The organism is Simiaoa sp. (assembly GCF_051972595.1).
In the GTDB taxonomy this organism is placed as follows: domain Bacteria; phylum Bacillota; class Clostridia; order Lachnospirales; family Lachnospiraceae; genus Acetatifactor; species Acetatifactor hominis.
In genome coordinates this window covers 88,341-110,513 of sequence record NZ_JBOKRY010000008.1, presented here as the reverse complement: position 1 = coordinate 110,513, position 22,173 = coordinate 88,341, and the positions used below count along the sequence as shown (strand labels likewise).

25 protein-coding genes are annotated in these 22,173 nt (G+C 43.7%); 8 read left to right on the top strand and 17 right to left on the bottom strand.

The genetic code is table 11. The annotated features are described in order from the left end of the window. Window positions 1-77: 77 nt before the first annotated feature. The 4 genes from ACTRDR_RS05105 to murC form a co-directional block, all read right to left on the bottom strand. Window positions 78-1,262 (bottom strand): ribose-phosphate pyrophosphokinase, encoded by a 1,185-nt coding sequence (locus tag ACTRDR_RS05105; protein ID WP_440526380.1) that lies wholly within the window; start codon window positions 1,260-1,262, stop codon window positions 78-80. Between the two features lie 53 nt (window positions 1,263-1,315). Continuing rightward, complete coding sequence (locus ACTRDR_RS05100; RefSeq protein WP_440526379.1) at window positions 1,316-2,308, bottom strand: ATP-binding protein; 993 nt, start codon at window positions 2,306-2,308, stop codon at window positions 1,316-1,318. Between the two features lie 32 nt (window positions 2,309-2,340). Next, window positions 2,341-3,438 carry a DnaD domain protein gene (locus ACTRDR_RS05095; protein WP_440526378.1) on the bottom strand — a complete coding sequence of 366 codons (1,098 nt, stop codon included), beginning with the start codon at window positions 3,436-3,438 and terminating at the stop codon, window positions 2,341-2,343. A 315-nt stretch (window positions 3,439-3,753) separates the two neighbouring features. Next, window positions 3,754-5,151 (bottom strand): UDP-N-acetylmuramate--L-alanine ligase, encoded by a 1,398-nt coding sequence (gene murC, locus ACTRDR_RS05090; RefSeq protein WP_440526377.1) that lies wholly within the window; start codon window positions 5,149-5,151, stop codon window positions 3,754-3,756. A 381-nt stretch (window positions 5,152-5,532) separates the two neighbouring features. On the opposite strand from murC, the gene ACTRDR_RS05085 reads away from it, so the two are divergent. From ACTRDR_RS05085 to spoVG, 3 genes are all read left to right on the top strand, one after another. After that, entirely contained in the window at window positions 5,533-6,801 is a 1,269-nt protein-coding gene (locus ACTRDR_RS05085) for a glucose-1-phosphate adenylyltransferase (protein ID WP_440526376.1), read from the top strand. A gap of 2 nt (window positions 6,802-6,803) precedes the next feature. Beyond that, on the top strand, window positions 6,804-7,922 hold the full coding sequence (gene glgD, locus ACTRDR_RS05080) for a glucose-1-phosphate adenylyltransferase subunit GlgD (RefSeq protein ID WP_440526375.1): 1,119 nt from the start codon (window positions 6,804-6,806) through the stop codon (window positions 7,920-7,922). 87 nt (window positions 7,923-8,009) lie between these two features. Beyond that, on the top strand, window positions 8,010-8,285 hold the full coding sequence (gene spoVG, locus ACTRDR_RS05075) for a septation regulator SpoVG (protein ID WP_176862493.1): 276 nt from the start codon (window positions 8,010-8,012) through the stop codon (window positions 8,283-8,285). A 67-nt stretch (window positions 8,286-8,352) separates the two neighbouring features. On the opposite strand, the gene ACTRDR_RS05070 is transcribed toward spoVG, so the two are convergent. From ACTRDR_RS05070 to ACTRDR_RS05010, 13 genes are all read right to left on the bottom strand, one after another. Next, a complete protein-coding gene (locus tag ACTRDR_RS05070; protein ID WP_440526374.1) occupies window positions 8,353-9,480 on the bottom strand; it encodes a tocopherol cyclase family protein in 1,128 nt (375 codons plus the stop codon). A 115-nt stretch (window positions 9,481-9,595) separates the two neighbouring features. After that, window positions 9,596-10,615, bottom strand: coding sequence for a substrate-binding domain-containing protein (locus ACTRDR_RS05065; protein WP_176862489.1), 1,020 nt, complete (start codon window positions 10,613-10,615; stop codon window positions 9,596-9,598). Window positions 10,616-10,816: 201 nt separating this feature from the next. Then, window positions 10,817-12,010, bottom strand: coding sequence for a site-specific integrase (locus ACTRDR_RS05060; RefSeq protein WP_055152828.1), 1,194 nt, complete (start codon window positions 12,008-12,010; stop codon window positions 10,817-10,819). Between the two features lie 79 nt (window positions 12,011-12,089). Continuing rightward, a complete protein-coding gene (locus tag ACTRDR_RS05055; protein ID WP_009905235.1) occupies window positions 12,090-12,293 on the bottom strand; it encodes an excisionase in 204 nt (67 codons plus the stop codon). A 431-nt stretch (window positions 12,294-12,724) separates the two neighbouring features. After that, window positions 12,725-12,985, bottom strand: coding sequence for a helix-turn-helix domain-containing protein (locus ACTRDR_RS05050; protein WP_005933821.1), 261 nt, complete (start codon window positions 12,983-12,985; stop codon window positions 12,725-12,727). After that, a complete protein-coding gene (locus tag ACTRDR_RS05045; protein WP_021421424.1) occupies window positions 12,966-13,406 on the bottom strand; it encodes an RNA polymerase sigma factor in 441 nt (146 codons plus the stop codon). Before ACTRDR_RS05045 ends, ACTRDR_RS05050 begins: the two co-directional genes overlap by 20 nt. A gap of 463 nt (window positions 13,407-13,869) precedes the next feature. Beyond that, window positions 13,870-14,607 carry an ABC transporter permease gene (locus ACTRDR_RS05040; protein ID WP_005933814.1) on the bottom strand — a complete coding sequence of 246 codons (738 nt, stop codon included), beginning with the start codon at window positions 14,605-14,607 and terminating at the stop codon, window positions 13,870-13,872. 8 nt (window positions 14,608-14,615) lie between these two features. Continuing rightward, window positions 14,616-15,347 carry an ABC transporter permease gene (locus tag ACTRDR_RS05035; protein WP_021421426.1) on the bottom strand — a complete coding sequence of 244 codons (732 nt, stop codon included), beginning with the start codon at window positions 15,345-15,347 and terminating at the stop codon, window positions 14,616-14,618. Further along, window positions 15,340-16,263, bottom strand: a complete 924-nt coding sequence (locus tag ACTRDR_RS05030; protein WP_440526383.1) for an ABC transporter ATP-binding protein — start codon at window positions 16,261-16,263, stop codon at window positions 15,340-15,342. The genes ACTRDR_RS05035 and ACTRDR_RS05030 overlap by 8 nt, the downstream gene beginning before the upstream one ends. A 15-nt stretch (window positions 16,264-16,278) precedes the next feature. Continuing rightward, window positions 16,279-17,046, bottom strand: coding sequence for an ABC transporter permease (locus ACTRDR_RS05025; protein ID WP_021421428.1), 768 nt, complete (start codon window positions 17,044-17,046; stop codon window positions 16,279-16,281). 105 nt (window positions 17,047-17,151) lie between these two features. Beyond that, window positions 17,152-18,075 (bottom strand): sensor histidine kinase, encoded by a 924-nt coding sequence (locus ACTRDR_RS05020; protein WP_005933807.1) that lies wholly within the window; start codon window positions 18,073-18,075, stop codon window positions 17,152-17,154. A gap of 1 nt (window position 18,076) precedes the next feature. Continuing rightward, the gene (locus ACTRDR_RS05015; RefSeq protein WP_005933804.1) at window positions 18,077-18,775 is read right to left on the bottom strand and encodes a response regulator transcription factor; all 699 of its coding nucleotides are present in this window, start codon (window positions 18,773-18,775) and stop codon (window positions 18,077-18,079) included. After that, window positions 18,768-18,956 (bottom strand): helix-turn-helix domain-containing protein, encoded by a 189-nt coding sequence (locus ACTRDR_RS05010; RefSeq protein ID WP_025578756.1) that lies wholly within the window; start codon window positions 18,954-18,956, stop codon window positions 18,768-18,770. The genes ACTRDR_RS05015 and ACTRDR_RS05010 overlap by 8 nt, the downstream gene beginning before the upstream one ends. A gap of 160 nt (window positions 18,957-19,116) precedes the next feature. Here ACTRDR_RS05010 and ACTRDR_RS05005 point away from each other — a divergent pair, with 160 nt between their 5' ends. The 5 genes from ACTRDR_RS05005 (at window position 19,117) to ACTRDR_RS04985 (ending at window position 22,044) form a co-directional block, all read left to right on the top strand. Next, window positions 19,117-19,470, top strand: a complete 354-nt coding sequence (locus ACTRDR_RS05005) for a helix-turn-helix domain-containing protein (RefSeq protein WP_005933802.1) — start codon at window positions 19,117-19,119, stop codon at window positions 19,468-19,470. Between the two features lie 264 nt (window positions 19,471-19,734). After that, a complete protein-coding gene (locus ACTRDR_RS05000; RefSeq protein ID WP_015529200.1) occupies window positions 19,735-20,064 on the top strand; it encodes a plasmid mobilization protein in 330 nt (109 codons plus the stop codon). Next, entirely contained in the window at window positions 20,025-21,374 is a 1,350-nt protein-coding gene (locus tag ACTRDR_RS04995; protein WP_117626625.1) for a relaxase/mobilization nuclease domain-containing protein, read from the top strand. The genes ACTRDR_RS05000 and ACTRDR_RS04995 overlap by 40 nt, the downstream gene beginning before the upstream one ends. Before the next feature lie 60 nt (window positions 21,375-21,434). Next, a complete protein-coding gene (locus tag ACTRDR_RS04990; protein WP_015529202.1) occupies window positions 21,435-21,704 on the top strand; it encodes a helix-turn-helix domain-containing protein in 270 nt (89 codons plus the stop codon). Window positions 21,705-21,750: 46 nt separating this feature from the next. Beyond that, window positions 21,751-22,044, top strand: coding sequence for a hypothetical protein (locus ACTRDR_RS04985; protein WP_025579757.1), 294 nt, complete (start codon window positions 21,751-21,753; stop codon window positions 22,042-22,044). The last annotated feature ends 129 nt before the right edge of the window (window positions 22,045-22,173 follow it).

The window sequence follows — 22,173 nt, the reverse complement described above, 5'->3', positions numbered from 1 at the left end:
CTTAGCCCCAATGCGGGCTACGGGGATTCGATAGCATTTCTTAATTAACTCTCAAGTTAAAATAAAAGGGGTGAGCTTTACAGCTCACCCTTCTTATATTTTGCAACGATATTCTGAATTCTCTCATTCGGATTCAGCAGATCGCTGATGGAAGAATCGTGGTTCAAAGTATCAATGATGTAAGCGATGTACTTACTCATATCGCAGTTGATGTACCATTCTCTCTGGAGCAGTTCCGGAGTCTGGTAGATCAGGTTGGTGGTCAGTACCTTATCGATGATGCCGTTTTCATAAGCCTTGTCGAACTTGTCCAGACCGTTGGTGAAGAGACCAAAGGTGGAGAAGACGAAGATCTTATTTGCCTTGCGCTCCTTCAGAGCAGCGGCTACTTCCAGCATGCTTTCGCCGGAGGAGATCATATCATCAATGATGATCATATCCTTGCCCTCTACGCTGGTGCCCAGGAACTCATGAGCTACGATAGGGTTACGACCGTTGACAATGCGGGTGTAATCTCTTCTCTTATAGAACATACCCATATCCAGACCTAAAACGTTGGCCACATAAATAGCACGTCCCATACCGCCTTCATCCGGGCTGATGACCATCATATGGTTGGAATCTAACTGCAGATCCTTCACATTGCGGAGCAGACCTTTGATAAATTGGTATGCAGGCTGTACAGTTTCGAAACCGTGCAGAGGAATTGCATTCTGTACACGAGGATCGTGAGCATCGAAAGTGATGATGTTGTCTACACCCATGCTTACCAGCTCCTGCAGTGCCAGTGCACAGTCCAGAGACTCACGGGAAGTTCTCTTGTGCTGACGGCTCTCGTACAGGAAAGGCATGATGACTGTGATACGACGGGCCTTACCACCGACAGCTGCGATGATACGCTTCAGATCCTGATAGTGATCATCGGGAGACATATGATTCTCATTACCGCACAGGGAATAAGTCATGGAGTAGTTCAGTACATCTACTAACAGGTAGAGATCGGTACCGCGGACGGATTCTAAGATCTGACCTTTTGCTTCGCCGGAACCGAAACGGGGCACCTTTGCATCCAGCAGATAGGAATCTCTCTGATAACCTGCAAATGCCAGAGATTCTTTATGCTCGCTTTCTCTCTCAACTCTCCATTTTACAAGATACTGGTCTACCTTTTCTCCTAAGGGCTTACAGCCGGGCAGGGAAATAATGCCCAGAGAGCCGACGGGGATGGTCTCCAGATTTCTTTTTTCTTCACGATTCGCCATTGGGGTAATCCTCACTTTCTGATTCTGTATACTGTTCGGTTACAATAAAATGATTAATTGTCAGATGCATTCTGCATACGCTTTTTGCACATACGGATATCGGGACCGGTGAGCTTACACAGATCGTAATGACTGGTAATGCGGGAAAATACCCGGTCGGAATATCGGTCGCGCAATTCCTCCAGACTTAAGTTCGTGGAGATGATGGTAGCTTTTTGGCGCAGATGTCTCTCGTTCAGACAGGAGAACAGCTGGGATGCCACAAAAGTATTGGTCATCTCCGTACCGAGGTCATCAATGATCAGCAGATCACAGTTGTAGATATCCTCGTAGAATCCGGAGAGGGCTTCCTTTGCCCTGGCGTCAAAAGTATAACGCGCAAGGGTATCAAATAACCCGGAAGCACTGAAATAGATCACGGAATGCCCGCTCTGCAGCAATTCACTGGCGATGCATCCCGACAAAAAGCTTTTGCCAGTACCTACTGTACCATAAAAGAATAAATTGTGGTAGTCTTGTTTGAAGTTTTGTACAAAATTGTGACAGACATCGACGCATTTTCGGAAATGCGACAGATCTTCTCCCTGATAATATTCGTAAGACAGGTTGGAAAAATTCTCGGAAGCGATCATATCCCGGATATGAGACTGTTCATAGAGAATATCCAGTTCCTGCTGATGAAAACAATGACATTTTTTGCGAAGACCATTGTCACTTTCGATATAACCGGTATCCTTACAGTCCGGGCAGGTGTAGACCGGTTCTAAATAATCGACGGGATAACCGGCCGAGACGAGCAATTCCTTTTTCCGGCGGGAAATGTCCTTCAGAGAAAGGCGTAGCCTGGTAAGCGCTTCATCATCGCCGTTTAATAAAAGCTTTGCCTGGGCTACGGAGAGTTCTCCAACAGATTCGTCCAGTCTGCCGTATTCCGGAAGCTTTGTATAGACCTCCCGGCGGCGCTGTTCCGTCAGGTGACGATTGCGGTCCCTGGTCTGTTCATAGTCTTTCATAATGGAATTGTATTGTGCGTTAGTCAGTGACACGACATGCTCCCCTTTACCTGCAAATATTTCGGTTAATTACTTAAGATCTCTTTTTCCAGAGCGGCAAAGTCATAACTGTTCTGGGCAAATTGTGTGAAACGGTTAGAGGATGCGGCAGGAGCAGGCTTTGTGGCCTTTTTCTTCTGGTAAGTGGCATCCGCCTGTTGGATATCCGCCTTGTGATGGATTCCTGCGTTCTTCCAGCTGCTTAAAATACCTTCGGCATACTCGAAACGATGCCTGTCCGTAGCAAGAGAACTGCGCTCGCAGGCTTCCAATATAATATCTGTACTGAAGCCGTACTCTCTGGTCCAGCGATTGATGAATTCCAGTTCCTTTGCTGTGGGAGCAGTACTGCGTCCTAAGCTGTTCATGATGGAATAGACACTTTTATCGTAACGGGTAGAGAATTTTTGCGCCTGCTTCGGCGTGGTAATGCCTTCCTCTGCCCAGTTGACAGCAACTTTTTCTATGTATTTGAAATCTTTCTTCCCACGTTCTACACAGTACTGCAGCAGATAATCGATCAGATCATCCGAAAAATGCAGCACATCTGTGAAGAACAGAATCGTTTTGATCTCGGAGGGAGTCAGAGGCTTACCGATATATGCTTCTGCGATGAACAAAAGTTGGGAAGTTTCTTCTCTCTCTTTAAATTCCCGCAACTGATCCAGGGAATAGGCTGGCTTGGTATAGACAGGAGTTGTCTCCTGCGGTGCAGTCTGCACGGGCTGTGCGACAGCAGCACTGATTACGGAGTTCCCTGCTGTATTCTGTGCCTGTACGGGACCGGAAGTTAACAGTACATTGTGCTGGGAGGCAGGAGTGGCCTGGGCACTCAGATCACGGAGATGGATACCTACCAGAGCCTTATTCTCATCGAAATCCAGATCCAGAATCTGCTGATTCTCCCAATACTTCAATGCACGGATTACATCCTTTTCCGTGTGGTTGAACTTGTCCGCAATTCCGGACACACTGATAGCCTGATCCGCATTCAGCATGCGCAGCAGATAGAAATAAACCTTCAGCTGTGCGTCGTTGGCATCCTTCATATATTCATCAATAAACAGATTAGACACTACCGTCGAATCTGCATAATTATCCTTATAGAGCGCTATTCGTGCCATAACACACAATACCTTCTTTCACAAATTTCACAAATCGTTCCTTTTTCAAAGTAAGACCAAGTATAGCATAAGACCTGTGAAAAAGAAATAGTCAATTTGCCGGAAAACCTTGTAAACACTGGGCTTGCGGACACACAAAGCAAAATGTGGAAACGGTGGATATTGTGGATACATACAGACGGTGTATCGGAAAAACCTTATATATCGGCAAATATGCGTCAAAATTCGACACAGAATTATCCACAGAGAAACAATAAAATATCCACAGGGAAAGAAGGGATAATCCCCAACCATCTCTGTGGATAATGTGGATAACTATTTGCCAAGCAGGTTTTCACCGATTTTTACTACATCTCCGGCACCCATAGTTATCAACAGGTCACCGTTTATGCAGTTTTCTAATAAAAAGTTTTCAATTTCATCAAAAGAAGGAAAATAGTAGCATTCATGACCCAGTGCCCGGATCTCTGTCTGAAGGGTCTCGGAACTGATTCCAAGGGTGTCGGTCTCGCGGGCGGCATAGATATCTGCCAGGACGACCTTGTCTGCCAGACTTAAGGCTTTTGCGAAATCTTTCATAAATGCTTTGGTCCTGGTGTAGGTATGGGGCTGGAAGACGCACCAGAGGGTCTTGTGAGGGTAATTGGCTGCGGCATGCAGGGTGGCGGCAATCTCTGTGGGATGATGCGCGTAGTCATCGATAATGGTGACACCACCGATGTTTCCCTTGTATTCAAATCTGCGGTCTGTGCCCGTGAAGCCGTGAAGTGCGGAAGCGGTAATTCCACGGTCGATCGACAACAGATCGGCTAATGCAATGGAAGCTACCGCGTTGCAGACATTGTGTTCTCCGGGAACCTGCAGGGCAAACCTGCCGGATTCCTCCCCATGACAATGAAGTGTAAAGGAAGGATGCCCCAACTCATCATAAGCAATATCCGAAGGATAATAGTCTGCGGCAGAACCGTCACTATTGACTGCTTCCTTATTAAAAGTGATCACACGGCAGTCAAGATCCCCTGTGATCTCCTGCAGTTTGTCAATGGCACCGTTGATGATCAGGCAGCCGTCTGCGGGCAGGAGCTTTGCAAACTTATGGAAAGAATTTCGGATATCGTTAATATCCTTGAAAAAGTCCAGATGATCCTCCTCAATATTTAAGATCATACCAACCTTGGGGAAAAAACTTAAAAAACTGTTGGTATATTCGCAGGCTTCTGTAACGAACAGATCGGTACTGCCTACGCGGATATTGCCGCCGATACTTTTTAACATTCCACCGATGGACAGAGTGGGATCTGTGCCGGCGTGCAGCAGGATCTCACTGACCATGGATGTCGTGGTGGTCTTGCCATGGGTACCGCTGATAGCGATGGGAGTTTTGTAATTCTGCATGATCTCACCTAAGAGCTGGGCTCTGGTCAGATACGGGATGCCTTTTTCCATCGTGGCGATATATTCGGGATTATCCTTATGGATCGCACTGGTAAATACAACACAGTCGATATCATCGGTAATATTCCCGGCACGTTGTCCATAAAATACATTGATCCCCTTTCTCTCCAGTGTTTCGGTAAGGGGGCTCTTGGAACGATCGGAGCCGGATACACGGAAACCGGCATCCTTAAGGATCTCTGCGAGACCGCTCATGCTGATACCACCGATACCTACAAAATAAATGGATGAGGGGTGATTAAAGTCTATCTGATACATATTGACACTTCCTTAATATAGTGTAGTTGCATTGCTTATTAACATTATATACATAGGAGCGGAAAAAAACAATCCGTAGGTACGATTTTGAAAAAATGTGTAAGTTCACAATTTTTTGGAATCTAATTTTTAATGTACTGGTAGAAATTTACAAAAAGAACGCGAAAGAGAAGATAATTATGTAAAAAATGAATATAAAAATCGTAAAAAGACAAAAAAATCAAGTAATAAATATTCACTTTCCCATGTCAATGTGTTATAATCGGATTATCACATCCGAAGGAAAGAGCGAACGCTTTTTCGAGACAGATGGATACATCGGATAATAGCCGCGAGCGACTATTTATTACAACAGGTGGAAGGCTAGATAGAGGTGAGGATATGATTAAGAAAGAAATGATAGCCATGCTATTGGCTGGAGGACAGGGAAGCCGTCTTGGTGTTCTGACATCCAAGGTCGCAAAACCTGCCGTTGCATTCGGAGGCAAGTATCGCATTATCGATTTTCCCCTTTCTAATTGTATTAATTCGGGAGTGGATACGGTAGGCGTGCTGACACAGTACCAGCCCCTCAGACTGAATACCCATATCGGAATCGGTATTCCCTGGGATCTGGATCGTAATATCGGAGGAGTTACCGTACTTCCTCCATATGAAAAGAGTACCAACAGCGAATGGTATACCGGTACTGCGAATGCGATCTATCAGAATCTGGAGTATATGGAGAGCTACAATCCGGAGTATGTGCTGATCCTTTCCGGAGATCATATTTATAAAATGGACTACGAAGTCATGCTGGACTTCCATAAGGCCAACAACGCGGAAGTTACCATTGCGGTAATGCCGGTTCCCATGGAGGAGGCAAGCCGTTTCGGTATCATGATCGCAGATGAGAATCATCGGATCACCGAGTTTGAGGAGAAGCCGGAACATCCCAGAAGCAATCTTGCAAGTATGGGTATTTACATATTTAACTGGAAGACATTGAAAGAGGCTCTGATCGCTATGGCAGACCAGCCGGCACTGGACTTCGGTAAGCATGTCATTCCTTACTGCCACGAGAAGGGATCTCCGTTGTATGCGTATGAGTTCACCGGATACTGGAAGGACGTAGGCACCTTAAACTCCTATTGGGAAGCTAACATGGAGCTGATTGACATTGTGCCCGAGTTCAACCTGTATGAGGAGTACTGGAAGATCTATACCAAGAGCGAGATCCAGCCCCCTGATTACATCGCTGCGGACAGTGTGGTAGAGAGAAGTATCATCGGTGAAGGCTCCGATGTCTATGGAGAAGTATATAATTCCGTCATTGGCTGTGGCGTAACGATCGGTAAGGGAACCGTGATCCGCGATTCCATTATCATGAATCAGACACAGATCGGTGATGACTGTGAGATCAATAAAGCAATTATTGCAGAAAATGTTGTGGTGGGTAATCAGGTAAAATTAGGTGTCGGTGAAGAAGCAGAGAACGATACCGCACCTCATATTTATAACCACGGACTTGTAACCATCGGTGAGAAGAGCGTGATTCCTGACGGTATCAGCGTAGGCAAAAACTCAGTGATATCCGGAGTGACAGCTGCTGCAGATTATGAGGATTCCCAGCTCGCAAGCGGCAAAACATTAATTAAGGCAGGTGAATAGCAGTGAGAGCGATTGGAATTATTTTAGCAGGCGGTAACAATCACAGGATGCGGGAACTTTCCCAGAAGCGAGCAATATGTGCGATGCCTATTGCCGGAAGCTACCGCAGTATTGACTTTACACTGAGTAATATGACCAACTCTCATATTCAGAAGGTGGCAGTATTTACCCAGTACAATGCGAGAAGTCTGAACGAACATCTGAATTCCTCCAAGTGGTGGGATTTCGGACGTAAGCAGGGAGGTTTATATGTATTTACTCCTGCTGTGACAGCAGAGAACAGCAACTGGTACAGAGGAACTGCAGACGCTATTTATCAGAATCTGAGCTTCCTGAAGAACAGCCATGAGCCTTATGTAGTCATCGCTTCCGGTGACTGTGTATACAAGATGGATTACAATAAGGTACTGGAATATCACATTGAGAAAAAGGCAGATATTACCGTAGTCTGTCGTGAGATGGAAGCCGGTACGAACGTAGAACGTTTCGGTACGATCCGTATGAACGAGGAGAGCCGTATCGAGGAGTTCGAGGAGAAGCCTTTACAGGCTAAGACCAACACCATCTCCTGCGGTATCTATGTGGTTCGACGCAGACTGCTGATTGAGATGATTGAGAAGTGTGCTGAGGAAGACCGTTATGATTTTGTAAGAGATATTCTGATCCGCTATAAGGATCTGAAGAGAATCTACGGATATAAGATCAAGGATTACTGGAGAAATATTGCATCGGTAGACGATTATTACAGTACCAACATGGATTTCCTGAAAGCAAATGTGAGAAATTACTTCTTCAAACAGTATCCGGATGTATATTCCAAGGTAGACGATCTGCCCCCCGCAAAATACAATCCCGGTTCCCAGGTGCGCAACAGCCTGGTATCCAGCGGATGTATCATTAACGGTGTGGTAGAGAATTCCGTTATCTTCAAGAAGAGTTATATCGGTAATAATTGTGTGATCAAGAATTCCATTATCCTCAACGATGTATATATTGGAGATAACACGCATATTGAAAACTGTATTGTAGAGAGTCGTGACACGATCCGTGCAAATTCGTACTTTGTGGGAGAAGGCGAAGTCAAGATCGTAGTGGAACGTAATGAAAGGTATGTCATTTAAGTGATCCGGATATCTTTAGCATTTTGAGAGCCCGCAGGGCGGAAAAATGTGTAAGGATCATGATAACAACACCAAGGGGGTTAGCCAATGCAGATTACAGATGTACGTGTTCGGAAGATTACCAAGGAAGGCAAGATGAAAGCCGTCGTATCTATTACGCTGGATGATGAATTTGTTGTACATGATATCAAGGTGATCGAAGGGGAAAAGGGATTGTTCATTGCAATGCCGAGCAAGAAGGCAACGGATGGAGAATACAGGGATATTGCACATCCCATCAATTCTTCTACCAGAGAAAATTTGCAGAGAGTGATCCTGGAGAGCTATGAGAAGGCTTTGGACGAGCCGGAAGAAGTCATCTGAACAGAATAATAATAAAAAGCTGTTGTCTCAAGAAAAATCTGAGACAGCAGCTTTTTGTTTGTTAAAATCAGGATCTCTGATAAGCGCACAATCCATTTTCGAATTGCAGTCTGTCGATTAACTCCAGAGAACCGCCGACTCTTCGATACAATTCAATGGTTCCGACAGCAGTGCCGCCCTCCCACAGAGGAGCGGGAGAGACTTTCCCATCCGGATTTTCATAGAGCAGGGGCATCATCTGCTCCTTACTGCAGCTTCCGGAGATTCGGATGACGGAAGTTAGGTTCTGGGCTTTGAAGTGCCAGATGAAGCGTTTGTTGGTCTCTTTGACTTTCCACTTGCAACGGGGCAGCGTAAGCGGTTTGCCAAAGTGATATTCAAAATCTTCTCCGGTATAAGTCAGCTGCATCAGAATTCTCCGACGCATGGGGAAAAATAAAAATTTCGGACAACAGCCGTCGATGGCGAGAGCGGAATGCTTCAGCTCACGACCGTTTCGTTCGCTGATCAGATGACCGGAAGCGAACTGCAGCCATGGCTGATTGTAGCTGCGTCCCCAATGCTTATCCGCATAACCGTAGGAAGTCTCCGGTGTAATATCATAGGTGACACCGTTTAAAATAACAGTACCGCGGAAAAAGGTCCGGATTCCCTCACCGTGCCAGTAGCTTTCCAGTGCATGAATCGCCGTGAAAAACGCGTTGGCAATATATCCGGTATGGCAGGCTACCGCCTTGTGCATTTCCAGATTCCACACGAAACTGCCGGCATCGGTCATCAGAGAGCGATGCCTTGCGGTATCCTCGGAGATCTCGATGGCACCACTGATGCGATTTTCACTTAAGATGCAGTCCTCAATCTGCATATAAAAAGGATCCTGCGCTACCTGCAGAGCAGTCATGGGATAGTAGGACTGCAATTGCAGTCCACCGTCACCGTCCTTCGGGAAAACGCCTGCTTTCACGCAGAGATAGGAGGGCTTCATGCCGTGCCGTCTGTAATAAGGATGTTGTCCTAAAATCGGTTGTGCAGCGCCAAGTGCCGGATTTAAAATACTGTATTCCACAAAAAAAGTGCGGGTCTCCTGTGTCGTAGGACAAACGCCCTGGAAAGAATGCCACCAGCGCATATAACCACGTTTTGCATCAGAACCCCGCAACATATATGCATTTCTCTTCAGATCAGATATGTTCATCGATGAAAGACTCCCCCGCTTTAGTACCCCTCAAACAACATTTCGTAGATAATATCTATATTATAATACTATATGTTGTGAATGACAAGGGTGTCGGAAGAATCTTAAGAAAGTTTTAGAGATTTTCTTTGATCCGGATATCCACCGCGGTATAATTGTATTCTTTCTCCGGAGTTTCTCCGGTGGTCAGATAGGCGAACAGCAGGGAAAGGGGTTTGCTGCCCTGGATTTTTGGCTGTTGGCAGATAGTAGCGGCAATGGTGTCATTTTCCAACATCTGTCTCGTGGTAGGAACCAGATCGAAAGCAATGATCCGGACGGAATCTTTTCTCTCCAGGGCTTCCACACTGCGGCAACCGCCGTAGACACCGCCGGCAGCAAAAAACAGCGCATTGATCTCGGGGTGTTCTGACAACAGTGCGGTGGTCTTCTCGTAGCTTTCTACTTCGTCATCGTGGATCTCCACCGTGTCTACCACGTGGATCCGGTTGCGGTAAGGGGCTAAGGTTTTAAGAAATCCGGCAATACGCTCCGTATGACAGAGGATCTTGGAGGAACCGGTGACGATACCAATGTTTACCATACCGGAAGTCATCAGCTGTAAAAGTCCGGCGGCAGTGGCACCACTGCGGGTATAATTGCTGCCCACATAAGCGAGGCGTCTGGAATTTTCAATGTCTGTATTCAGCGTGACTACGGGGATGCCTTGTTCATATAACGCATTGATACGGTTGCGGATCCGGTCGTCATTATAAGGAGTCATGGCGATGCCGTTTACCTCTTCCGCCAGTAGCTCGTCGATTGTCTGCAGCTGCGCCTCCACACCGAAGGAGATCTGTTTTGTAATTACAGTGCAGTTGTAATTTGCCAGCTCTTCCGCTTTTTCATCGATTCCTGCCAATACATCCTGGAAAAAGGGATTCCCGGTGGAAAACAGAATGACGCCTAACTTCAATCTCTTTTTCTGGGCAGCCAGGACCAGACCGGCACGGTTGGGCTTATAGTCCAGTTCTTTTGCTATTTTTCTGATCTTCTCAGCAGTCTCCGGGTTTACTGCGCCGCGGTCATTTAAGACACGGTCCACGGTGCCGCGGGACACTCCGGCAAGAGCTGCAATTTCTTTAATAGTAGCCATAAAAATCCCCCTGTATTTTTGATAAAATCACAAAGTAATTTTTGATTATCTTTTCAAAAGTTCTTATATGCCGGTATAGCCTATTGTTACAGGCTTTTCCGGCATTTTTTGTTATGGAAGATACTCTCAAATCTTCTTATATCCCCGTATGTTTTGATGTTCAAAAGTAGTATGTGGAGTAGTAAATTCTCCGTTTACTACTTATGCAATTAGCCGCTTCATTTCTGTTATCGACGTTTCGGAAGTCGTATGCGCGTAATAGTTCAGCGTCATATTGATGTTGGAATGTCCCATGATGTACTGCAATGCTTTGGGGTTCATTCCCGCATTTGCTAACGTGGTGCAGAATGTGTGGCGTAAGGTGTGCGGTGTCATTACTTTTGGCAATGCTACCTTTTGCGTTTTGTTGTATTTCCTCACAAGTCCTCGGAACATACTTTCATAGTTGACCGCCACTTTTGGCAAGCCGTTCCGGTTAAGGAACAGAAATTTTGTGTAGCCCTCTAAAATAATAGGCTGTGCATATTTCCGTTTGTTCAGCACCCGCTGAAATGCTTCCAACACTTTTTCACTCATAGGAATAACCCGGTTGCCGCTTTTCGTCTTAGGTGTTTCCACATAGTAGCCCACGTCTGCAATTTTCAAAAGTTGGTGGTCTACATTGATAAGCTGTTTGTCTAAGTCAATGTCAGCTTCCGTCAGTCCGCAGAGTTCCGAAATGCGAAGCCCTGTCCCTAACAGTATGATAATCTCGTCGTAGTATTTCTGATAGACTTTATCATGCTGCACAAAGGACAGAAAAGCCGCTTCCTGCGTAGGGGATAGAGGTTCCTTTGGTTCCGTATCATCTTCAAGGACGGTGTTCAACTGGAAGTCAAATGGATTTTTACGAATACAATCGTCCTGTATGGCTGTGTAAAAGGCAGCCTTTAAGGAACGCTTGTGGTTGTTAATAGTCTTGAAGCCGTAACCTTTTTCTTTCATGCGTAACGCCCATTCCTTTGCGTCGGAGAGCTTCACATTTTCAATCCGACAGGCTCCAAGTTTATCCTCCTGCAAAATCCGCATGAGCTGTTTTCGCCCCTGCTTTGTACCATGCCGCACATTTGCCCGGTGGCGTATCTGCTTTGCGTAGAGTTGGCAGACCGTCATTTTCTTTCCGATATGGTCGATACCGTCGTCAAGGTCTTTTTGGATTTCTTTCTCTTTTTCCCTCAACGCTATATCGTCGCGCTTTCCTGCCGGGGTTTTGTCCGTAGGCACTAACTTCCAAGAATAAACAAACTGCGGTTTCCCAAAGGTATCTATATATTTGTAGGCATATCTTCCGTCTTTTCTCTGGCTCTCTCCGGTTCGGAGAATACGATTTTTATTATCCCGTCTTTTTTCCGACATCGTTATGCTCCTTTCCATAATGGAAAGAGCCTTGATATGCTTGACTACATTGTACCACATTCAAGGCTCGATTTCACTATCAGATTGCGTCCACCGTATCAATCATTTTTTCAAACTGCTTACGCTTAATCTGAATACGGTTTCCGTTCATCATTACCCAGTCCGGGACGGGATTTTCTTCTGCCAGTTTCCGCAGCTTGCTTTCTCCGATACGGAAATATTTTGCTGCTTCTTCTATGGTAAGCGTGTACTTTTCCCAAATCGGCACGTCGTTATTGTTCAATTTGTCGTCCCCCTTTCTTAACGGGTCAAAAATCAATCTGTGACATAGGCTTTAATCGGACGGCTATTAGCGTAACCTCATGGGAGTTGCACCCCTCCGGCGGTCTGCCGAAGCCCTACCCATTGCCTGCGACGCTTCTAACGCTCGGACTATGGCTGTAAGGAAGTATCATTATATATTCTGTGCGTTATCGCCCGCAGGGTGCTATCCCTACTTTACGGTGTGGTATTTCTCGCTCGCTTTTCGGTTAAGAAAAAGGTCATGGCGTACCCACCGCATGGCTCGGCACAAAAGGAACGTATCCGATTTGCCTTATGCTGCGTCGCCGTTCTCTTGCGTCGCTTTCTTTGTCAAGGTTCAAAATGGCTGTGCTGCCGCGTCAGCAGCGGAACGGAAAAGGGGGAGTAAAGACGTTCCACCGCCGATTGCGGTTATTTCTCTGTTCTAAAATTGAGGACAGCCATCATCAGTTTGGCTTGCAGCCGTTCCCGAATGTCGTTGTCTATACCAAAATAAACATTTCCACGCTCGTCATATAACTTTCGCATGGATAAACGGGCTATATAACCGCTGAAATGCTGCAAGACCATTTTCATAGCGTCCGGGTCGCCCTTTGTCGCTGCCACAATGACAGGATAAGGAACAAGGGCATTTTCAGGGTAGCCGGGTTGATTACCATTCGTCCCATTCATCAGCATTTTCCTCCAAATATTTTCTTAATTGTTCAAAAGAGCTTGTCCGTCTGTACTGTATTGTACTTCTCGGTGTATTGAGCAACTCTGCAATTTCTGTATCGCTCATTCCCTCGAAATAATACAGCAATATGGCTTTGCGCTTTTCTTCCGGCAAAGTACGGATTGCTTCAAGAAGCAACTTCGGCGTGATTTTCTTTCCGGCTTTTTCAAAGACGGTTTCAGCAGTTTCCCGTTTGAAATATTCATCAAAGGTATGTAGCTGTCGCGCTTCATCTAAGGTCATGTCGGAAAAGGTTACTTCCTTTGCCTTATGTGTACGAAGCTCTCTATGAGCGTCGCACGCTTCATTGTGCAATACCGCATTGCAATACTTCTGAAAAGAACATTGCTTATAAAACTCCCTGCTATTAGGTTCCACATTCTCACCTCCTTTCTCGTTGAAAGTTGGTGGTGCTTCCCCCTTTTCGCGGGGTAATACGGAGCTTTGAAAAAATGCCAAATATTTTCGGAAATTTTTTCAAAAATTTTTTTAAGCATACAAAATGCGCCCGTCCGCAAAAAAACGCGGACAGGCGCATAGGAATAATAAAAAGTATTTAGATGATTTAATAGTTCATATCTAAGGGTAGGAATATCCCCGGTGGCGGTCGGGCTTTTTTTGATAAATCAAAGAATGTAAGAATTTGTTGTTGTAGTTTATAACTCATGGCGGCTACCTCCTAAAGCCGCCATGTCTACATGGTTAAGGGTCGTCGTACAGACAAAAAGAAACGGCGGCTCTGAAAATCAAAGCCGCCGAAATAGAATAGGCGCGTGAAAATATGGCTGCTCTGCGACGGCTTTTTTTCTTTGCCGTCGTCCGGCAGATGTTGGTTGTATCATTACTTATTTTTGATTGTTTTTTTAGATATTAAAATCAAGACAGAAAACAATCCACAAAAGAACAAACTCATAAGGCTAATAATGATTTCTCCAAAGGTGGCAGAATAATAGCCGGAAATATTGAATGTAGCAGTAATAGGATAGCAAGCCGAAAGAACATCGGATATACTTGTGAATAATCCTGCAAAAGAATAAATTACTGTAAAAATCAAAGCAAGCCAATAGCCTTTCTTTATTCTTGATACAACCGCAATAACAGGTGCAATAGCAAAGAAAATCCCAATGCCGTCAAGTAAATAGATTTTGAAAAAACTTAAAATCATTTTGATAGACAAGCCCCTAAAATGTAAAATAACTTCAACTAAAAATGTAATGCCGAAAAGCAGCAAATAAAAGAGTACGCTAAATGCAAAAGTAATAAGTAATTTTGCAATCGTCATTTTAGCTTCACTTATAGGAATTAAACGTAATGATTTAATAGTATCTTCTTGTTCCTCACGACAAATCATATAGCTCCCCAAAAGTGCAATAACCGCAGGAAGAACAAAAAAAGTTGCTAAAGACTGTGCTGCGTTCATAAACCACCCTGCGTCATCTATATAGCGTTTTTCCCCAAAAGAAAACTGCCCTTGAGTAAAAACAATAATTGCAACCATAATAACTGCGAATATGGCGACCAACACAATTTTTGAACGTCGGAGTTTTTGATGTTCTGCCCAAATCAATTCTTTCATCATTCAATCACTCACTTTCTATGCTTTAAGGAAATGTACGCAAATACGATAGAAACAATAGTCCATATACCGATACAAAAAAGTGCAGCCGGAATATTGACTTCCTGTGCCAAAATAACACCGGGAATATCTCGCATGATAATTGCTGTTGCACTGGATAGAGGGTGTAGGTACATATTAACCATAAGCAAAATAAAGCTAAGAAAGGTGTAAACCAGTGTCACACATACAGGGAGTATATAGTTCTTCCCGGCAGCTGCAACCGCTAAAAGTGGTAATATGGAAAATGCGGTAAGTATGGCGATTTCAATACATTTCTTAAATAGATAACTGATACTATTCCATTCAAAGGTTATATAACCGGGAAGCATACCGAAAAATACAGACGCTATGGCTGTAAGCAACATAAAACAAACGGAATAAGACAGTACAACAATAAATTTGCTAAAAAAATATCCTGTCTTGCTAATCGGTATAATCCACAACTGTTTGAGCATATCGTTTTGATTTTCGTCATACATGAGCATAGTAGAAACCAAACCCAATACAACAGGAAGTATAATCCAAGCTGTATAGCTGAATGTAGTCCACTTATAAAATTGTAATGGTTCAATAACTGTTTTATCAGCACTTCTGAAATAAAAAACTGCAAGAAGTGGCATGAAAAGAGCGGATAACAGCATTAACACAATAAATTTTTTTCGACGCAGTTTAAGAAACTCTGCCTGTATCAGCCTAAGCAATTCCTTCTCCTCCTGTGATTTTTTTGAAATAGTCCTCTAATGTATCATTGCATAGCTGAGAACTGATAACAGCTATATCCTGTACCACAAGAGCTTTATTGACAGCAGCCATATCCAACGAAGTGTCATAAATCCGCAGGGTGTGTTCGTCCTGTACGGAATATTCGGTAACCCCAAACTGCCTTTCCAAAACAAGAGAAGTTTTCGGTATATCAGAAACTTGCAGAAGTATATACTTACTGTTTTTCTTTTGTAGCTCATTCATGCTGTTTTCTTCCAGTAGTACACCATGGTCAATAATGCCGATGTCATCAGCCAGTAGTGCAATTTCGGACAGAATATGACTGGAAATAAGAATTGTTTTTCCGCGCTCGATACTTAAAGTCTTAATAAAGTCCCTTACTTCTGCAATGCCTATCGGGTCAAGACCGTTTGTGGGTTCATCTAAGATTAGCAGTTCAGGGTCATGTAAAATAGCATTTGCTATTCCAAGACGCTGCTTCATTCCAAGAGAATACTTGCTAAACAATTTTTTGTCCCGATAAGGCAGACCGACAATCTCCAAGGCGTTTTTTACTGCATTTGGCGCAGCAGTACCGCGCAGTTTTGCAAATATCTCCAAGTTTTCCGTACCTGTTAAATTCGGATAAAAGCCGGGTGTTTCAATAATAGCACCAATCCGGGGATATACTCTTTTTTCCCTCCCTTTGATATTTTGACCGAATACGTCTACTTCGCCGGAAGTAATATTGGTCAACCCCAAAATCATTTTCATAATTGTGGTTTTACCCGCCCCATTACGCCCCAACAGCCCATATATCTGTCCTTGTTTCACATGGATATTAACAGAATTGACTACCGTTTGCTCTCCATAAGTTTTTGTCAGTTGTTTTGTTTCAATTACATATTTATTCATCATATATCCTCACTTTCAATAGGTCTGTTTCCGCAATGCAAGTACGGAAACAATGGCTGAAATACTTCCAATTACCAAAAGAGAAATTAAACAGATATTCGGAGATATAGTTATTTCTATTCCTCCCGCCCATTTCTTAACCATTTCTGCTGCGTCAGATGAAATATAGGGATAAATTCCCATAACACTCGCCAGTGGGTGCAGTCCCATAATCCCCGACGGAATAAGCACGACAGGCACAAGATAAAGTAATGCAGCCCCAATCGGTAGAACATATCCCTTTGCCAATGTTGCTAAAAAAATAACGGGGAGCATTGCAAGTGGAACTAACACGCCACCGGCTAAAAATAATAATCCCGCCTGTAAAATTGTTTCCGTATTCAAATCTGTAAAGCCGCCTGCAAGAAAGCCGCCAAGAATACAGATTGCAAAAGTAAGCAGACATAGTGCTAATGACATAAAAATTACCACTGCTATCTTTGAAAAATAAAGTTGCGTTTTGGAAATCGGAATAATCAGAAGTCCTTTTAAGGTATCATTTTTCTGTTCATCAAAGAACAATGTGGTTGCAAACATACTCAACACAATAGGCAGAAACAAACTTGTAAGGTTCTTAAATGCCAATGTGTATAAATCACTAAAACTATTCATTAGTGAGCTACTTCTTGATATACTGAAAGCACGTTCAACTGCGAATATTCCTAAAATTGCAGTTAGAATAAAGATACCTAAGACTGTCTTATTGCGTTTCCATTTCAGCATTTCAGTAGAAATGATAGTCATTGTCTTTTCCTCCTTTCTACCTCCCATTATATAGTATCAACCTTGCCATAACCTTGCCGAAACCTTGCTTTTTTCTTGTTTTATAGCAGGAAAGCCCCGCATTATTTACAGGGCTTTGGGAAGCAATATAGTAAATACAGTCCCTTTATCAGAGCTGTTTTCAGCGGTAATGGTTCCTTTGTGAACACTGATAAGCTCTTTAGCAATCGCCAGTCCTAAACCATTTCCCTTTGCAGACCGCGACTGGTCGCACTGGTACATTCTTTCAAAAATATGTGGCAGCTTATCGGGAGCTATTCCTTTTCCATTATCTGAAATTATAATTTTAGCTTGTTGTATATCTTCACAAATATGCAGTGCCATTTTATCTCCCGCACTATGGATAATAATATTTTGAAAAAGATTGTTAAGTACGCGGGTATATGCGTTTACATCTATGTGAATAAAATACTCTGTTTCGGGTATGACAAACTCATATTCAAAATGATTGCTTTCTAAGACGGGAATCCAATCCGCTATAATGTTGCGGGATAACTCGTTAAGGTCAAATTTTTCAAAATGAAAAATCTGCTCTCCGGAATCCAGTTTTACCCATTCAAACAAATTTTCCACAAAGGATTTCATATAGTGGGCTTTTTCATGTGCGACATGGATATATTCGTCCTTTTCCTCTCCAATAACAATTTTGTTTTCAACCGCTTCCAGATAACCTACAAGAGAAGCAAGCGGGGTCTTTACATCATGTGAAAGACTTGTCATCAGCCGTTTATATGCCTGTTCAGATTGTCTTTGCCGTATAAGCTGCGCCTGACTGTTTACTGCTATTTTGTTAATGTCATAGCAAATTGTTTTTGTCATATCGTTTTCGCCTGCTAAAATACGTCGGTTCAAATTCCCGCCCTTTATATCCTCTAAGGCGTCTTTTATCAGCGCAAGCTGTGTCCGCACACGCCGTAAGACAAAAAGGAGATACATAATAATAAGCAGCATAAGGGCTATCACTATGAAAAGATAAACATTTATATCCATGTTACGCCTCCTTGTTAAAACGGTAGCCGACACCCCGGACAGTTAAAATGTAAAAGGGGTGGTCGGGGTCTGGCTCAATCTTTTTCCTTAATTTGCTAATAAAAGACATAATATTGCTATCATCAAAAGCGTATTCTTCCTCCCATACCTGTGAATAAATTTGTTTTTTGGTAAATACTCGTCCTTTGTTGGAAGCAAGAAAGAGAAGTAAATCAAATTCTTTTCCTGTAAGCAAAACGGGAATATCTTTGACCGTAACTGTACGATTTAATTTGTCAATTACCATATCTTTCAACGATATGCTGTCTATGTCTGCCGTAAAGGGGTTTAAGGTGGTATATCGCCGGATAAGGGAATTGACACGCGCCAAAAGCTCGTTAATACCAAATGGCTTTGTCAAGTAGTCGTCTGCTCCCAGTCGCAGACCGAAAACCTTATCTTCTTCGCTGCTTTTTGCAGTAAGCATAAGCACCGGGATATTGCTTGTATCTCTAATTTTTTGGAGAATCTGAAACCCGTCTATATCCGGCAGCATTACGTCCAAAATAATAAGGGAATAGCTATCTTTATTTTCATCAATTAGACGAACCCCCTCAATACCGTTATATACAGTTACGGCTGATAATTTTTCCTGCTCTATGCACTTTTTCATAAGAGCGCAAAGCTCTTTATCATCATCAATAATCAAAACTTTATTCATGGTGCAGCTCCTTTCCTCGTTTTGTTCTCCCGTCAATCGGTTTTTCAGCGTCCTTTGGTATCAGCCACATATATCCAAGTTTTGAAACACCCGGTATGCGGTTTTCTCTGCAAAGTACCTGTACCCGCCTTTCAGAAATTCCCCATTTCTTCGCTGCTTCGGGGCAAGACATATATTCCATAACACCCAAGTCCTTTCTACAAATCATATCAGTATAATTATAGTCGGACATACGAATAATAGCAAGTATATAAATATGAATTATTATGGCTAATTAGTGGAACTGTATAGACATATCCAAGAAGAAAGGGGAACAGTAAAATGTAACTGGGTGAATAAATATGGCAAAAAGACCAGTAGAAAAATATGACTTCAAAGCCTTTGGAGAAGCGATAAAAGCTGCGCGGACAGGACGCAAGGAAAGCCGCAAACAGGTAAGTGATGAAATGTATATTTCCCCTCGCTACCTTGCGAATATTGAGAATAAAGGACAGCACCCCAGTCTGCAAATCTTTTTTGAGCTTATGCTCCGTTACAATATATCCGTAGACCAGTTTCTTTTAGATACGCCCGTCGGAAAAGATACAAAGCGGCGGCAGCTCGACGCTCTGCTTGATGATATGAGCGATAACGGCATACGGATTGTAACAGCAACCGCAAAGGAAATTTCAGAAGTCGAAAAAGAGGACAAATAGAAACGTCCGGCAAAATTGAATATGGATTTTCGGAAGCGTTGTAATCTTTTTTGAGATTGCAGCGTTTTTCTTTTGCATAAGTTCGGCAAAATGGTTTTTTCTCCGTAGAGGGAAATAAGGACATAAAAGATAAAAAACTTTCTTAGCAAGCATAGGAAAAGAGTACCCTTTTCCGTATTTTCGCCCTCCCGCCCTGCGGTGCGTCGGTTAAAAATTGCTTGTTGGGAAGTGTCCCAAACCCTCGGAATGGAAAGGAACGATTGCATGAACGGACGCAAAAGAAAAGTACAAATCAAATTCTATGTAACAGAGGAAGAACGGGCATTGATTGAACAGAAAATGAAGCTCGTCCCTACCCAAAATATGGCGGCGTATCTTCGCAAGATTGCCATTGACGGGTATATCATTCAGACAGACCATAGCGACATAAAAGCCATGACAGCGGAGATACAGAAAATCGGGGTCAACGTCAATCAGATTGCAAAGCGTGTCAATGCGACAGGCAGCGTCTACCAAGAGGACATAGAGGAAATAAAGGGGGTGCTTGCAGAGATATGGCGGTTACAAAGATTAAGCCTATTAAAAGCACGTTGAGCAAAGCCCTTGATTATATCCAAAACCCGGATAAGACAGACGGGAAAACGCTTGTGTCCTCCTTTGGGTGCAGCTATGAAACGGCAGATATTGAGTTTGAATATACTTTGTCGCAGGCTCGGCAGAAAGGGAACAACTTAGCCTTTCATCTGATACAATCGTTTGAACCGGGAGAGGTGGACTGTGAGAAAGCCCACACAATCGGAAAACAGCTTGCCGACGCGGTAACAAAGGGACAGCATGAATACGTCTTGACTACCCACATAGACAAAGGGCATATCCATAACCATATCATTTTTTGTGCGGTCAACTTTGTTGACTACCATAAGTACAATTCCAATAAGCGCAGTTACTACGGCATACGGAACATAAGTGATAAGCTGTGCAGGGAAAACGGGCTGTCCGTTGTCATTCCGGGTAAAGGCAGTAAGGGAAAAAGCTATGCAGAATATCAAGCGGAAAAGACGGGAACAAGTTGGAAAGGCAAGCTAAAAATTGCCGTTGATACACTTATCCCCCAAGTAGCAAGTTTTGAAGAATTATTGCAGCGGTTACAGGCGGCGGGCTATGAGATAAAGCCGGGAAAATATATCTCCTGCCGCGCTCCCGGACAGGAACGCTTTACCCGCTTAAAAACCCTCGGTGCAGATTATACAGAGGAAGCAATCAAAGAACGGATTGCAGGCAAGCGCACAAAGGCAGCGAAAGCTCCCAAAGAGCAGCGCGGCGTATCGCTGCTTATCGACATTGAAAGTAGTATCAAGGCACAAGAGAGCCGGGGCTATGAACAGTGGGCGAAAATCCATAATCTGAAACTGGCTGCAAAAACTATGAATTTCTTGACAGAACACAAGATTGAGCAGTACGCGGATTTAGTCAGCCGGATTGAAGAAATAAATGCGGAAAATGAAAAGACAGCAGACGCATTAAAGAGCGTGGAGAAACGTCTTGCAGACATGGCGGTGCTGATGAAGCACGTTACCACCTACCAAAAAACAAAAACCGTCTATGAAGCATACCGCAGGGCAAAGGATAAGGACACATACCGGGCAAAGCAGGAAAGCAGTCTGATACTCCATGAAGCGGCGGCAAAGGCATTGAAAGCGGCGGGCGTTACCAAGCTCCCCAATCTTGCCGCCATGCAGGAAGAATACGGGAAGCTCCAAGCGCAGAAAGAAGCCCTTTACACTGATTATGGCAAGCTGAAAAAACAGGTCAAGGAATACGACGTTATCAAACAGAACATAGACAGTATTTTAAGACTGGAAAAAGAACCGGAACGGGGCAGGGAAACCGAACGCTTACAGTAGAAATATCTATAAAAGCGTGGTAGGATAAAGGTATTCCAATATAGACAGGAGCGTGAAAACATGGCAGACCAAACGATACCCGATTATGAAACCATAAGCGCCGCCGTTACCGGAGAAACATGGGCGGTGGAAAAGGTGCTTATGTGCTACAAGGACGAAATCGACAGGCAGGCAACTGTAAAGAAACGTCAGCCGGACGGAACATTCAAACTGGAAATTGATGAAGATATGCGCCAGTATATCACAATGAAGCTGATAGAAGCCCTCCCCCAGTTTCCCCTTGAAGAAATGGAAAGAGAGGAAAAAAGAAATCGGGACAAAAAATCATAAAAAGGTAGACGGGAAGCTGCTGCGGACAGATAAGCAGTTCCGGCATTTGAAGCAACGGCAGAAAGAAACTATCAGTACATGGCTTTATGAGGAATACCGCCGTCTTTGGATAGAAAAGGGACAGGAGCCGCATAAGTACAACAACCGGGAAATCGTTGCCGCTGTTATGGAACGGATAGAAGCTGCGGGGATATGGCTGCCGGAACAGGAAGTAACAAAATATTTTTACCGCAGGAAAACCCATTACCGGAACCGGATAGAAAAAGAATTACAGCCGAAGCCGGAAATGCAGGATAAAGACAGTCAGACACAAAAAGAACAGGGCGCAGGAAGCCAGTAATGACCTCCCGCACCCTGTTCTTTTATATAGGTACTGATTTTAAAATGTTACGCAGTAGAACCCCCATTTTAAGGGAAAAGGTATTCTGTATCGCCTATGCCAGTTTCACGTCATTTATGCCCTGTAAAT

Excerpts from the sequence above, each read along its gene's own strand:
- ACTRDR_RS05105 (WP_440526380.1), bottom strand. The coding sequence starts at position 1,262 with ATGGCGAATCGTGAAGAAAAAAGAAATCTGGAGACCATCCCCGTCGGC.
- ACTRDR_RS05095 (WP_440526378.1), bottom strand. The coding sequence starts at position 3,438 with ATGGCACGAATAGCGCTCTATAAGGATAATTATGCAGATTCGACGGTA.
- murC (WP_440526377.1), bottom strand. The coding sequence starts at position 5,151 with ATGTATCAGATAGACTTTAATCACCCCTCATCCATTTATTTTGTAGGT.
- ACTRDR_RS05085 (WP_440526376.1), top strand. The coding sequence starts at position 5,533 with ATGATTAAGAAAGAAATGATAGCCATGCTATTGGCTGGAGGACAGGGA.
- spoVG (WP_176862493.1), top strand. The coding sequence starts at position 8,010 with ATGCAGATTACAGATGTACGTGTTCGGAAGATTACCAAGGAAGGCAAG.
- ACTRDR_RS05070 (WP_440526374.1), bottom strand. The coding sequence starts at position 9,480 with ATGAACATATCTGATCTGAAGAGAAATGCATATATGTTGCGGGGTTCT.
- ACTRDR_RS05065 (WP_176862489.1), bottom strand. The coding sequence starts at position 10,615 with ATGGCTACTATTAAAGAAATTGCAGCTCTTGCCGGAGTGTCCCGCGGC.
- ACTRDR_RS05060 (WP_055152828.1), bottom strand. The coding sequence starts at position 12,010 with ATGTCGGAAAAAAGACGGGATAATAAAAATCGTATTCTCCGAACCGGA.
- ACTRDR_RS05050 (WP_005933821.1), bottom strand. The coding sequence starts at position 12,985 with ATGAATGGGACGAATGGTAATCAACCCGGCTACCCTGAAAATGCCCTT.
- ACTRDR_RS05040 (WP_005933814.1), bottom strand. The coding sequence starts at position 14,607 with ATGATGAAAGAATTGATTTGGGCAGAACATCAAAAACTCCGACGTTCA.
- ACTRDR_RS05030 (WP_440526383.1), bottom strand. The coding sequence starts at position 16,263 with ATGAATAAATATGTAATTGAAACAAAACAACTGACAAAAACTTATGGA.
- ACTRDR_RS05025 (WP_021421428.1), bottom strand. The coding sequence starts at position 17,046 with ATGACTATCATTTCTACTGAAATGCTGAAATGGAAACGCAATAAGACA.
- ACTRDR_RS05020 (WP_005933807.1), bottom strand. The coding sequence starts at position 18,075 with ATGGATATAAATGTTTATCTTTTCATAGTGATAGCCCTTATGCTGCTT.
- ACTRDR_RS05015 (WP_005933804.1), bottom strand. The coding sequence starts at position 18,775 with ATGAATAAAGTTTTGATTATTGATGATGATAAAGAGCTTTGCGCTCTT.
- ACTRDR_RS05010 (WP_025578756.1), bottom strand. The coding sequence starts at position 18,956 with ATGGAATATATGTCTTGCCCCGAAGCAGCGAAGAAATGGGGAATTTCT.
- ACTRDR_RS05005 (WP_005933802.1), top strand. The coding sequence starts at position 19,117 with ATGGCAAAAAGACCAGTAGAAAAATATGACTTCAAAGCCTTTGGAGAA.
- ACTRDR_RS05000 (WP_015529200.1), top strand. The coding sequence starts at position 19,735 with ATGAACGGACGCAAAAGAAAAGTACAAATCAAATTCTATGTAACAGAG.
- ACTRDR_RS04995 (WP_117626625.1), top strand. The coding sequence starts at position 20,025 with ATGGCGGTTACAAAGATTAAGCCTATTAAAAGCACGTTGAGCAAAGCC.
- ACTRDR_RS04990 (WP_015529202.1), top strand. The coding sequence starts at position 21,435 with ATGGCAGACCAAACGATACCCGATTATGAAACCATAAGCGCCGCCGTT.